This is a genomic window from Paenibacillus sp. J22P51 (genome assembly GCF_059692215.1).
The window spans coordinates 14,307-26,962 of the sequence record NZ_JCAUAZ010000010.1; the positions used below are offsets into that span (position 1 = coordinate 14,307).

The following is a 12,656-nucleotide window of genomic DNA, read 5'->3' on the forward strand; positions in this document are numbered from 1 at the left end:
TAGACAAGCATGTGACATTATTGTCACATGCTTGTTATCCGTACGAGTTCATTCGGCTGTGGGAAGGAGAGGGTGAACGTGCTTCCTACGCCAACCTCGGACTGCGCAGTGATCTGGATGTGCAAAGTGTCAGCTGCTTTGCGGGCCAGATATAAGCCCATGCCTGTCGCGGCGCTGTCCTGATGCCAGGTCGTTGAGGTGAAGCCCTTATCGAAGATGCGAGGCAAATCTTTCGCGTCGATGCCGCGTCCAAAGTCCTGGATTTCTAGGACAACGTGTTCCTGATCCAGAAAGCTCCTCACGATGATATCGGACGAGCAGCTTGCGCTATATTTCACGGCGTTCGTCAAGATCTGCCGCAGGATAAAAGCGAGCCATTTGGCGTCACTGAGGACCGTCTCTGTGGCGTCTAACTGGACGTCAAACCCCATGCCTTTTTGAATGCACCAAGATTGCAGCGACTTAATCTCCATGTAGAGGAGATCTTCGATGTCTACCTTCTCAATGTAGAGATCATTTTCAATCGAGGGGAGCCGCAGTTGGTGAAGCTGCTGGTCCAGAAGATGATGTATACGCAGCCATTCAAAGGTTAATGTCGCTTTCATCGGATCGTTCCCTAGACGGCCAATCATCAAATGCATGGCGGTAAGAGGCGTCTTCACTTCATGAATCCAAGACAGCAGCTCGTCTTTCTCCTGTTCCAAAGCGATTTGCTGCCGCGAGGCCGTCTGGTGGAGCTGCTCGGTTTGATTGACCAAGGCTGCTTCCATGACTTTCTCAAAAGGACTAGCCGCATCAGCGACACCGGATACATCTAGACTGGTTTCCCAGTCAATTAGCCGCTTGATAAAAGCCGTTTCTTTGTGATAGCGAATGATCAAGAAGACCACGAACAGCATCGTGGATAAGAAAACAATATACAGAACGGATTGGAATGGAATCGAGTGGTCGAGATAGGCAATTAGCAGCAGGAGGGCTTGACCGAAGAGGAACATGAGGATCCAGCTTATTCGCTCTCTGAGATATGCCTTAATCATAATGAGGGGTCTCTTCCGTTGCGATATAGCCTTGCCCGACCCTTGTCTCGATAAAACGCCCTAAATCCAGCTCGTCCAGCTTTTTTCTGAGCCGATTCACGTTAACAGTCAAGGTATTATCGCTGACAAAACGCTGGTCATTCCATAAGCTGTTAATCATGGCCTCTCGACTGACAATCGTGTTTTTATGCTCGATGAGGAGCTTCAATATATAGATTTCATTCTTGGTTAACTCAATGGATCCTGCGGGATTACTGACTACATTCTTTTCAAAATCAATCGTAGCACCGGACCACGTTTTCAATTTCATTTGTTCCGTATTGTAGTTATACACGCGGCGGAGAATGGCATGGATTTTCGCGATCAGCACGTCAAAATGAAAAGGCTTTTGGATGAAGTCATCCGCTCCAAGCTGCATAGACATAACCATGTCCGTAGGATGGTCGCGCGAAGAGAGGAATACGATTGGCACGTTGGAATGCGTCCGAATCATGCGACACCAATGAAACCCATCGAATTTGGGGAGTTGAATATCAATAATGACGAGATCAGGCTTCAGCGCAATAAATGTCTCAACCACTTTATTAAAATCAGCAATGCCATGGACCTCGTAGGACCATTGAGCCAGGCGTTCTTTGATCTCTGCAAACAGGGTTGCATCATCTTCAATAAGTAAGATCTTAAACAAGGGAAAACACCCACTTCTGGTCATTCTTTGAAGCTAAGCTTCATTATAAGGTAAACTGGTTATGAGTGAGTATCATCAGGTGATCCCTCTCGTTCGACCATTTTAGCAAATCATAACATAAATTCAAATGAGGAGTCATGGATGCGATGAAACAGAACAAATATGATGATCTTGGATTTTATGAAAAATATAGCGAGATGCCACGTTCTATTGGTGGCCTCAATGCCGCTGGGGAATGGCCCGTACTACGTACGATGCTGCCTGCGCTTCAAGGTAAACGCGTTCTCGAGCTTGGATGCGGCTATGGCTGGCATTGCAAGTATGCTCGCGAGCAAGGCGCTGAGTCTGTAGTTGGTGTTGATCTCTCGGAGAAAATGCTGGCGTATGCCAGAGCGAATAATAACGATTCCGCGATTACGTATCAAAGACTGGCGATTGAAGACATCGACTTCGCAGCGAGTGAATTTGACGTTGTGATTAGCTCATTGGCCCTTCACTACATTGAGCAATTTGATGTTGTTTGCCAGAAGGTGCATCATAGTTTGGCTGTTGGGGGGACTTTCGTACTCTCTGTTGAACATCCGGTCTTTACCGCACGCGCTGCGCAAGACTGGCACTATGGTCTGGAAGGCGAGCGAATGCACTGGCCTGTCGATGACTACCAGAAGGAAGGAATGCGGTTAGCGAGATTTCTTGATCATGATGTCGTTAAATATCATCGGACGATCGCTACCTATATGAATGCATTAATGGAGGCTGGATTCCGTATTACGCAAGTTGCCGAACGCAACCAACACAAGAAGCCTTGACTCAATATCCCGAAATGAAAGATGAAACACGGCGTCCCATATTTTTATTGATTTCAGCTGTTAAGGATTAGTGAATAGAGACGTACATAAGCATCTTACAGTGAGTCCTGCTGCCCTTCGGGGTGGGAGGTTTTTTTTCTATTTAGCAAAGATATGAAACATTAGTTGGAAATTAACGTCTTATGAATAGGACATGGAAGGAAGTGGTTTGTGAAAAAATATGTGAGAGCGACTCTTTTGTTTGTACTAATGTTTATTTGCATGAGTCTCATCCTGCATAGTAAAAGTTATGCTTGTAGCTGCGTGATTCAACCGGATCCCATCAAGGCTGTAGAACAAGCTAAGGCAGTATTTTCGGGTAAGGTTCTTGAAATCAAACCAAAGGTTCTAGATATCAATGGTATTCTCGATTATAAAATCGCCGTTCATTTCAATATAGAGGAATCTTGGAAAGGGATTTCTCAAACAGAGGTCATTGTACTCAATACCTTGGGTGAAGCTTCATGCGGATATAATTTCAAAGTCGGTGAATCTTATCTCGTTTTTGCCTATGACTATGATTATAAGGAGAATATGCTGCAAACAAGTTCTTGTTCATTAACAAAGAAGCTCTCAGTTGCGACTTCGGAACTCGCTAAGATGGGACAAGGTGTAAAGCCAACGAAGATAGTGAGCTTGCAAGAAACCATGGATAAGATGGCGTATACGAATATACTGGCTTATCTCGAAGCTGTCTATCATCGTTTGGTTAATCATCATCTCCGTGAATTCATTGTGGTGGCGTTAATTATAGGTACTGGAGTAGGGTTGCTAGTGTTCAGGATGAGAAGAAAATCATAACTATGCTGCATGGATTAAGAGAACGATAGGTTCCAGCATTGACAAACGGCTTCCAGAACGCTATGATATCTCTTGTTGTTTAGAAAAGTAACTGGAGGTGTTTTGACTATGGCAGTTCCTCAACGGAGAACGTCCAAAACACGTCGCGATAAGCGCCGTACTCACTTTAAACTGGCTGTGCCAGGAATGGTGAAGTGTGAACAATGTGCTGAACTTAAAAAAGCGCATCATGTTTGCAAAAACTGCGGTTCATATAAGGGTAGAGAGATCGTACAAGCTCAATAATCATATGAATCTTGCAATGAAAATGACACTTCTAATAGAAGTGTCATTTTTTTTGTTATCTGTAGGGAAGGCCGTTGATTAAATCTCTATTTAATCGTTGTTAGTAAATTTCTTCAGCAAATCCTCGATTAAGATACCGTTAATTTTCAAGCCAGTTATATTACCTCCTAAATTTACCTTTACATACATATGAGGCCACAAAGAAAGAAGCCCCACCCAGGGCTTCTTCTTTTCCGTTCATTTCCCGTAAATCAACTACTCCATCACCACATGCCAAGGCTGCATCCACACGATTCGCTCACCTACACGAAGAACGATGTTCAAGTCGTGAGGGCCAGAAGTAAGGGTTCTTGAAGTACTTAATTGGTACAATGGCGTGACCGTGTCAGCGGTAACCGTCTTACTGGCGGGGGCAACCGCGATCGATGAGACAGCATCCTTCCCGTCAAGCTCATTCTTTTCTTCCAGAGATAGCCGTGGTTGTATGGCGTCTTTGAGATTTTTCTGTGTCCATTGTACCTGTGTATCGTAAAGGAAAGCATCCAGTTTAGCCGTTGTTCCTGCTAATTTGTCAGGGAGCTTTCCGAGCTCGACCTTGTAGGCTCCTTCATAATAGGCGTGCCCCTCATACCAAGGAATGGGGGAAAGACCGAATAATTGCTTCGCATCGGGCTGTTCCAAGTACCACTCACCTTCTTGTTGCTGGGGGATGCTGCTAAGGGCAACAGATTTGGTTAAAATATCTTTCCAGTAGATCTCAGCACGCTGTTCCCCTTTGTGTAGTACGAAGGCATAGTCGCCTTTCGTATAGCGAACGGCCCCTTTCGCATCTTCCACATCCGATTGCTTGTATCCCAGTTGCTCAGCTAGAACCTTCAGCTTCAGAACATCCACGCCTTCTTTTACAAAGCCTGCGTCAACATCCTCGTTCCACTTCAGATTGCTTTGGCTATCAAGCTTAAGAATAACTTGCTGTGGATATTGGGTTTCAATCTGTAGCTCAGTACCCGTATCCAGGTCCCAGAATCGGTCTTGATTCCATGGTTGTAAAGGGATCCACCCCGTATGTCCATCTGCACTCGCCTTGAGCCATGTGGCTCCATTTGGAAGGCTCCATACCGCGGATACCTCCACCTCCTGATTCCGCAGCAAAAGGACAGAAGACGTATTGTGCACATCAGGATAACGCATTAACTCACGGTCACCGCGAATGGACACCTTCCAATGAACGTTTACCGCGTCCGCAGGCTCCCCGTATAAGAGGTTGATCCATCCTGTTCCTTTTGTTGTTTGTACATGGTACCAAGTAGAGAAATGCCAAACATCATACGGACCTCTGCCGTACCATAACGGCTGGGTGATTTTTTCGAAGGCTGTGACCTTCTCGCCAGAGAGGACAGTTATTTCTTTGTTCGCTGGGCCATTGAATAGCGGAAGCTCAGTTGTCAAGTTTAGCGTTTCATCGGAAGGGACGATGGACACACCTGCTTGCGAAGTCCACAGAGGACCCACCTCGGTTTCAACGAAGAAGTAACGGTCATAAATCGTTGTATACTCTTGGATGATTCGTGTTTCCCCAGCAGATGCGGATTCCATCGAAGTCTGCGCTGATTGTAAAAGGGGCAACAGCTCCTTACTGCCGTAGATACCTTGATAATAGACGGGCTTGCTGACGTCTTGAACGGTGCCGATCTGCTTCACCGGGATGTGCGCCCACAAGTCACCCATCCATGTAGTATGAATCTGAATCCATGCTTTATTGGACGGATCGTTCGTGTAGAACCATTGCTTCTCCGCACTGACAACCTTCACTTCTTGAGGTGCAAGGACTGCTACCGAACCGCCTCGTTCGCTTATTTTGCTATAAAGCGGTGTGTCAGAGGATAGCAAAATGTGATCGGGTGGCGCGATATCAATCTCCCATGGGTTTGGACGAACCCAACGAGGGCCGAACATCGTCTCAATTTTCCAGATAGCTGCACCAATGGACCAAGCGCCATTCGTCTCGATGACGTTGACGTTTTGTGGAGAAAACCATCCCTCGGGCTGATCGGCAGGTGTATCTACTGCAGGATAGTAAGCTGTATCCGACAGCAGTTCTATCGATCCAGGAATACGTAAACCATCAGGGGGATAGGGCCCCTGAGCCATGAAATCCGCGGAGGTTCCTGCAGGTTTACCTAAAAGTCCGGCTAGTGTTACCACTAACAAAGTTACCATCCAACTTGCTCGCCATTTCATTTCTTAACCACTTCCCGTCACCAATTGTGGTAAATATTTCAAATATTAGACGTAAAGTGTGAGCAAAAGTTTCTCAAATAGGTGTAACATATGGGAAAGGGCAATGATAAGATTTTTGGAAGCTTAGGAGGCGAACTCATGAAACTTATCAAACTAATCCCATTATTTATAGGTGCAATGCTGTTGCTGCTCTCGGCAATGCCCTTGTTTTCGATGGGACAAGAGATGGTTTACGGAAGCCGAGTCGACCGTGAATTCACATTTGATCATATTTATGTGAATTTCATGGAGTTAGGCAAAGTGGAGATTCTGGGGAGAGGTGCGCCCATTCCAGTAGATCGTATTTCAGTTGAGAATTATATTTCTGCTGACAATGACAAAAAAGCCATTCATACGATGGCAGAGTACGTGAACATGAATCAACAAGCCAATTCGAATCCACTTACTTACACTAGAACGTATAAGTGGGCAGGTCAGACCATTGAAATTGCAGATCAATTCCAATCAGGTGTTTTCAATGAAGCCAGTCGTGAGGCTGCCAACTTAAAAGTGAAGGTTAATCAGAAGGATTGGTCTGTGGAGGGGCCAGTTCTGGTAAGGCCGAATTTCTTGGATGATAATCGGTACCACGGATACTTTGGCATTTTGACAGTCATGGAGAAAGGGCTCGAGAAGTTCGTGGTCATTCAACGAATATCCGGAACTGCGTTTACACCAAATCAAAATTTGTCATGGCGCATACTGTATGTGGACCAGAAGGGGCAGGTTCAAGAGGATCGCTTCACATTTGATGAGCTGGCGGAGGTTCCGCAGAGGGTAAACATGATCAATATAACGACAACTTCACCGTCTGCCTTGGGCTATCATAGTGACATTCTGCTTGGCTGGCCATCCCTTATTTTCCCGATAGCGTACCCATTCGGTACAGCCTTAGTAGGACTCCTTTTAGTTATCATCGGGTTAGTGAAGGGATTTCGTACATTTCCGCAATAAGATGAGGCGTTGAAAGGAGTGAATCCGTTTGAAGTTTTCGTACTATTTAGTGCTATTAACTTTACTGGTAGGATTGTCTGCGTGCCAAGGAACTGAGCCTACAGCGGTTGAACCGATTGCAATATCAGAACTAGCAACGGCTCCCATAGTGGTGAAAAAGGATACTGCAACCCCAAAAATTAATGAGGTTAAGGATCTAACGTCCCTTATTCCTATGGGGTGGCAGCAGCTTATTCGGCAGAGCGGACCTGACAAGGTAGAAGGTGACTTGAATAAAGACGGTATCCCCGACGTCGCCGTTGTCATCGAAAAAATTGAGGCCAAGAAAGGCGAAGCACCGGAGAGGGCACTTCTCATTGCTTTTGGGAATAACGATAACACCTATAAGCTCTCCATTATCGCAGATGAAGCGATTCTAAAAGCCGACGAAGGCGGGATATGGGGCGATCCACTAGCTAGTATTTCTATCGATAGGGGCTCTATAGTTGTTAGTTTTTACGGGGGAAGTAACTACAGATGGTACGGGAATTACCGGTTCAGATTTCAAAATGATGACTGGTACCTGATCGGTGCCACGGTTGGATCTTTCTTTGCAGGTACGATGACAGAAACGACGGGTGACGAAGAAGACTATAACCTGCTCACAGGTGATTACGTCAAACGAATCGTAGACGATCCGAAGGCCGAGCAGCCCACCTCACACACGGTCAAAGGCAACACGGGGAAGAAGAAGCTTCTGAAGTTGAAGGATTTTGTTGCGACGGGGTCAACGGATCAGTTTTTAAAATAAAGAGAGTTCGCGGCCGCGGGGGCGACGATGAGGCTAATAGCTGGGGGATACGGGCTCCAGTAGGGCAACAAAATAGATGGATTTTCTCCATCTATTTTCGCCGAAACTGGCCAAAATCTTGACTTAGATGTATTTTCTACAGTTAATTTGAAGCTACTTTGCCATTTGGCGGAAAATGGGTTCATTTAACTGGATATTTTCCATCTATTGCTTCATTTCGCTGAAAACGTGTGAAATTAGCTGGAGGAAATCCAGTTAGTTTGCTGGGGGGAGGAGCTATCTATTTCTCCATCCTCATTTCGACCATCCGCCATCCTACTATCCCATACCTACCTACATACTATCTACCTCATTATCCTCGTCTCCATCCACCCGCCATCCAACTCAATTATCTCATCATCCATCTACCTCACAATCCTGGCCCCCACCATTCCATCCACATTTCCTCCATCCATTCCACCAACGCCACCAACCCTCTTCTCCCTCTTTTTACCTACGGTTTTCGTCGTCGAAATCCCCATCTTACCCACTTATCCCCGAAGTTACCCACAGTATCAACATGTCCACAAATCAAGCTGTGCATAAGATTCCGCAATCCTTATACACATATCCACAGAAGATCTTATCCACAGGTGGAGAAAGGAGTCCTTCTAAGCAAACCGCTGAAATGAGTCAGCCCTCCAAAATGCTTAAGAGATGCTTTTCCTCGTGCGATTTGGTATGCTGTATTATGTTGTAACATTGTCGTAATATATTTGAAACACTTTTGCTAAAACCAGCTAAGCTGCCATACCAAACACGTCGCATCATCTTCATATGCAGCTTAGGATGTGGACAACTCCGCCTTTGGTCTAGTTTTTTTCACGACCTTTGGCTAACGAAAGACAGTACCTTGGTGCGTTCAGCAAATGGCCTAACTCCTTTATGATAGAGGTAACGTAGAGGAGAGCGAGGATTTGGCATGAGAACAAAAGCTTGGATGTCCTATTTGCTGGCTTGCAGCGGACTACTTTTGATCCCATTAGTAGGGCTCATTTATATACATTTAAATCAAGATAATGGAACGGCATATAGCTTAATGACGGATCTCGATCGACAGATTCCTTTTATCAAAGGCTTCGTGGTCCCGTATTTAGCTTGGTACGGCTATCTTGCTGTAGGATTCCTTTACTTAGCGTATCGAGATCGCTCGAACTATCTTCAAACACTCGTGGAATTTATCATAGGTTTGCTTTTGTGTTATGGCGTCTATGCTATATATCAGACGACCGTGCCCCGACCGGACATTATAGGAAGTGATTGGCTGCTGCGGACGGTCCAGTGGGTATATCGCTCGGATCAACCGTTTAACTGTTTTCCCAGTACACACGTGTTAACAGCCTATCTGATGATGAGAGCCTATCTCCGATCGATACCGATTGCGATACGATACAAAATTATAGCGGCGGGTATGTCCATTTTGATTATTGTATCGACATTGTTCGTTAAGCAGCATGTGCTTATGGATATTGTGGGTGCAGTGCTTGTGGCTGAGGGAGTCGTCTATGTAGTGGAGAGATATAGAAAAGGTTGGTTAACAGGATCGATAACTGCTGGTGCGCGGCAGGATAAGCTCGAAAGGGGACTAAAGCAATGAGACGAAAAGGGAAGCTTTTGATACTGACGGGCAGTCTTGGCGATGGGCACAATAAAGCAGCACAAGCGATACTTGAAGCGGTGCGTATGTATAGGCCGGATATGGAAGTGAAAGTGGTTGATTATTTAGCATGGACGCATCCGTACCTGCATGGATTGGGCAAATACTGCTATATGCAATGGGTGAAAAGCTTGCCCTCGGTGTATGGCTTCCTATACCACAAGACAAGACATGATACCGCGTTATCCCATATGTTCAAAAGAATGAAGTCGTTTAGCACTGACCGGATGCTAGATTTAATAGAAGAAGAAGCACCCACGGAAGTCGTATGTACGTTCCCTGGTGCTGCGGCAGCTATGTCTTATCTAAAATGTAACGGCCTTACAATCGTGCCGACCGTGACGGTCATCACCGACTACACCGATCACAGCTACTGGATACATCCGGGAACGGATAAGTATCTGGTGGGGGCGGAGCATGTGAAGCAGGCGCTCCTGCGGTATGCTATTCCTGAGCAGCGTATCGTCGTGACGGGGATTCCGATTCGGATGCCTTTCACACAAACGTACAATCGTGCTGAGCTGCGAGATAAATACGGCTTACACCGTGACATGCCAACAGTGCTTGTGATGGGCGGGGGACATGGCCTGATCGGGAAGTCGTTCAAATCCGTACTGCAATCGGATGAATTGGCGGTGCCCGTGCAATTTGTATTCGTCTGCGGTCGCAATGAGAAGCTGAAGCAGCATTTGGAAGAGGAACTTGGTGGCTCGAATACGCATCATCATGTAATGGTTACTGGATTCGTCGATCATGTTCATGAGCTGATGGCGCTGTCCGATCTGATCGTGACGAAGCCAGGCGGGCTCACTGTTTCCGAAGCGCTTGCGCTGGAGCTGCCCATGATGCTGTACAAGCCGATCCCTGGCCAAGAGCAGGCAAACGCCGCTTATCTTGTGGGCATTGGCGCAGCCGTTGAAGTGAAGAATGCAGCGGAGATGAAAAGCCAACTCCTAGAGGTCATCGCGAACCAATCCGTTCTGCTCCAGCTGAAAAAGAATGCACAGCTGAGTCATCGCCAGCCCGATGTGCTTCGCACCTTGGATGCGATTCTGGAAACGGAGCATCATTACCTTCCTGTTCAAGATGGCGTACAATTTTCGTATGCTAATGTTTAGAATCGTTGTTTCAGGCTTCCAGATAGCTCGACCTAACACAAACGCGACCCTTCTTCCTCCCTCATTTTGGCGGGGGAGAAAGGGTCTTTTTTTAGGTTTACTTTGGGTAGCTACTTATCCTCCTGCATCGTCACGATGATATCCTGTGAGTAGTTGCCGAATTGTTTGCCAAACAGCGTTACCCCGCCACAATTCGCTGCGGATTCCAAGGATGCAATACGGAAATGAATATCTTGAGAGAATAAGATGTTCAGATCGTGAATCGTGGTCGCTGATATTTGCGTGCCATCTAGAAAAGAGCCCTGCGGATTCACCGTAATAATTTTCAGCAGACCATGCTGCGTGTTGCAATTTCCCCACCAATCGGGGGAGTGCACGCCTCTGTGCTTGCCGAAATCACCAGGGCAGGTCCATTGACCGAGCGGCTTGTCGTTAATAGAAAAGGAAATATCCGAAGGCCAATTCTCGTTATAGCCAGGAGCTTCCGAGCAAATTTCAAACGAAATTTCCAATGTGCGGAGCTTCTGGTTGCTATGGAAGAAATTCGGGATGCGGTACTCAACATAGCCGCTGCCGAACCAGAGAATGCCAGCTTGTACATGCTGCGGATCCGCAAAATACCGCGGATCATCCAGCACCCCAATGAGCTGCGTCGGTGAAGCCAAGCCACACGTCGGGTTCACGTCGAAGGCGGAGTATTGGCCGATAGGAATCGCAACCGTCGTTGTCGGATGCTCATATGGCTTCTTAGACTTAAACTGAAGGGTGGCTTGTTCAAGCTGCAGGTAGCAGATCTTTTGCGTGCCGCGCACGCCAGTCACACTCTCCGAACGCACGATGCCAGCTTGCTCCAGCTTCTGGATATGCTTCGTCACGATCGCCGACGAAATCTCCAGCCGCTGGGACAGCTGTTTGATATTTAATGGCGCTTCGCTCAAAAGCTCAATCATCTTCACGCGAGTCTCCGAGGAGAAGCATTCCAGGAAGGACATATTTTTGGATGAAACCTCAATTTGCATAGGGGGACCTCGACTTTGCAGGCATAGTTTTCTTTATTGTATAACCTGTAGGTTATTTAAACAACCTGATTGTGAGGGTTTTGGAGGAAATCTGTAAGGAAGCCCTTGGTTCCCCAGGTAATTAACCCCCGATGTTGTATGAAGTGCAACATCGGAAGTGATTTTAGGCACAAATAACCCCCAATGTTGTATTTCATACAACATAACTAAGCCAATTACCTGAAACGAGACCAAATCCGCCAATATTGTTGCACAAAATGCAACATAGAAGCTCTAGAGCGTTTATTACGTGCAATAATGTTGTACAAAGTACAGCTTGCTCACTCGGGAAGAGGGGATTAACACCCGGTAGCGGAATGGCAGCCACCCAGCAACGGAGTAACTACCATCCCTAACGAGCGTCGGCCGATCCTCTTCACAACAATCGCTGCCAAGCGCCATCACTCAGCTCATAATATCGCGTATAGGCACCATCACCTGATTTCTTCTGAAGAACGCCTTTCGTAACAAGGCTACTTAGCCAGTTACGCGCTGTGCGAAAGTTAACCTCGAAACAATTAATGACATCCTTCGGGCGGATTGGTCTGCTGAGGTTGATCGCTAGCCGAAGTACTTCTTTTTCTTCCGAAGTCAGCTTCGTTGCAGAAGTATGGCTGCGAATGAGATGGGGGCCGATCACTAGTTTCAGCAGCATTTGGCACACTTCGGGTCGGTTCTGGATATCGTCGAAGGAGAAATGAACCATTCTCCAACCCATCCCAGTGAGGAAGGTATCGCGGTTCAACGAATAGTTAAACTTTTCGCGATCCATCTCTTTGATATGACTCTGGAACCCGTCACATTCTATCCCGAAACGCCCCGACGGTGTGAGGTAAGCGAAGTCAAGGAATTGGGATTTTCGATTCCAATCGTAAATCTCATACTCGGGATGCAGGTTGTCGAAGCTTTCGAATAAAGACCACCATACTTGCTGGAGGAACAGCTTCTCAGCATAGTTGTGCCCACGGAGCAATCGCCCTTTACGTTCTCCGTGTCGACGAGTCAGGTGATCATCCAAAAACGCTTTATGAGCATCTTCAAATGACATATTGCAGTGGTCGCCTCCTTTTGCAAAAACAACAAAAAACGCCCCCTGCCAAA

The 12,656-nt window shown here is 46.5% G+C and carries 11 protein-coding genes and 1 pseudogene; 7 read left to right on the forward strand and 5 right to left on the reverse strand.

Going from position 1 to position 12,656, the window contains the following annotated elements; translation table 11 throughout:
- Nucleotides 1–23: 23 nt before the first annotated feature.
- A complete protein-coding gene (locus AC58QC_RS20335; protein WP_497416900.1) occupies nucleotides 24–1,037 on the reverse strand; it encodes a sensor histidine kinase in 1,014 nt (337 codons plus the stop codon).
- Nucleotides 1,030–1,725 carry a response regulator transcription factor gene (locus AC58QC_RS20340; RefSeq protein ID WP_497416901.1) on the reverse strand — a complete coding sequence of 232 codons (696 nt, stop codon included), beginning with the start codon at nucleotides 1,723–1,725 and terminating at the stop codon, nucleotides 1,030–1,032. The genes AC58QC_RS20335 and AC58QC_RS20340 overlap by 8 nt, the downstream gene beginning before the upstream one ends.
- Nucleotides 1,726–1,871: 146 nt before the next feature.
- Between AC58QC_RS20340 and AC58QC_RS20345 the strand changes: the two are divergent.
- The 3 genes and pseudogenes from AC58QC_RS20345 to rpmF all read left to right on the forward strand — a co-directional run bounded on the left by AC58QC_RS20345 (nucleotide 1,872) and on the right by rpmF (nucleotide 3,659).
- Nucleotides 1,872–2,605, forward strand: a pseudogene (locus AC58QC_RS20345) (class I SAM-dependent methyltransferase).
- Between the two features lie 139 nt (nucleotides 2,606–2,744).
- Nucleotides 2,745–3,374: a hypothetical protein gene (locus AC58QC_RS20350; RefSeq protein ID WP_497416902.1), complete on the forward strand. Its 630-nt coding sequence runs from the start codon at nucleotides 2,745–2,747 to the stop codon at nucleotides 3,372–3,374.
- A gap of 108 nt (nucleotides 3,375–3,482) precedes the next feature.
- Nucleotides 3,483–3,659: a 50S ribosomal protein L32 gene (rpmF, locus tag AC58QC_RS20355; RefSeq protein ID WP_047680282.1), complete on the forward strand. Its 177-nt coding sequence runs from the start codon at nucleotides 3,483–3,485 to the stop codon at nucleotides 3,657–3,659.
- 255 nt (nucleotides 3,660–3,914) lie between these two features.
- On the opposite strand, the gene AC58QC_RS20360 is transcribed toward rpmF, so the two are convergent.
- The gene (locus AC58QC_RS20360) at nucleotides 3,915–5,900 is read right to left on the reverse strand and encodes a hypothetical protein (RefSeq protein WP_497416903.1); all 1,986 of its coding nucleotides are present in this window, start codon (nucleotides 5,898–5,900) and stop codon (nucleotides 3,915–3,917) included.
- Between the two features lie 138 nt (nucleotides 5,901–6,038).
- On the opposite strand from AC58QC_RS20360, the gene AC58QC_RS20365 reads away from it, so the two are divergent.
- The 4 genes from AC58QC_RS20365 (at nucleotide 6,039) to AC58QC_RS20380 (ending at nucleotide 10,497) form a co-directional block, all read left to right on the forward strand.
- Nucleotides 6,039–6,893: a hypothetical protein gene (locus AC58QC_RS20365; RefSeq protein WP_497416904.1), complete on the forward strand. Its 855-nt coding sequence runs from the start codon at nucleotides 6,039–6,041 to the stop codon at nucleotides 6,891–6,893.
- Nucleotides 6,894–6,921: 28 nt separating this feature from the next.
- Nucleotides 6,922–7,683, forward strand: coding sequence for a hypothetical protein (locus tag AC58QC_RS20370; RefSeq protein ID WP_497416905.1), 762 nt, complete (start codon nucleotides 6,922–6,924; stop codon nucleotides 7,681–7,683).
- A gap of 961 nt (nucleotides 7,684–8,644) precedes the next feature.
- Nucleotides 8,645–9,319 (forward strand): phosphatase PAP2 family protein, encoded by a 675-nt coding sequence (locus AC58QC_RS20375; protein ID WP_497416906.1) that lies wholly within the window; start codon nucleotides 8,645–8,647, stop codon nucleotides 9,317–9,319.
- Nucleotides 9,316–10,497: an MGDG synthase family glycosyltransferase gene (locus AC58QC_RS20380; RefSeq protein ID WP_497416907.1), complete on the forward strand. Its 1,182-nt coding sequence runs from the start codon at nucleotides 9,316–9,318 to the stop codon at nucleotides 10,495–10,497. The genes AC58QC_RS20375 and AC58QC_RS20380 overlap by 4 nt, the downstream gene beginning before the upstream one ends.
- Nucleotides 10,498–10,607: 110 nt before the next feature.
- Here AC58QC_RS20380 and AC58QC_RS20385 read toward each other — a convergent pair whose 3' ends face one another.
- Both AC58QC_RS20385 and AC58QC_RS20390 read right to left on the reverse strand, forming a co-directional pair.
- Nucleotides 10,608–11,516: an ArsR/SmtB family transcription factor gene (locus tag AC58QC_RS20385; RefSeq protein ID WP_497416908.1), complete on the reverse strand. Its 909-nt coding sequence runs from the start codon at nucleotides 11,514–11,516 to the stop codon at nucleotides 10,608–10,610.
- A gap of 415 nt (nucleotides 11,517–11,931) precedes the next feature.
- Nucleotides 11,932–12,603, reverse strand: a complete 672-nt coding sequence (locus AC58QC_RS20390) for a putative endonuclease domain-containing protein (RefSeq protein ID WP_497416909.1) — start codon at nucleotides 12,601–12,603, stop codon at nucleotides 11,932–11,934.
- Between the last annotated feature and the right edge of the window lie 53 nt (nucleotides 12,604–12,656).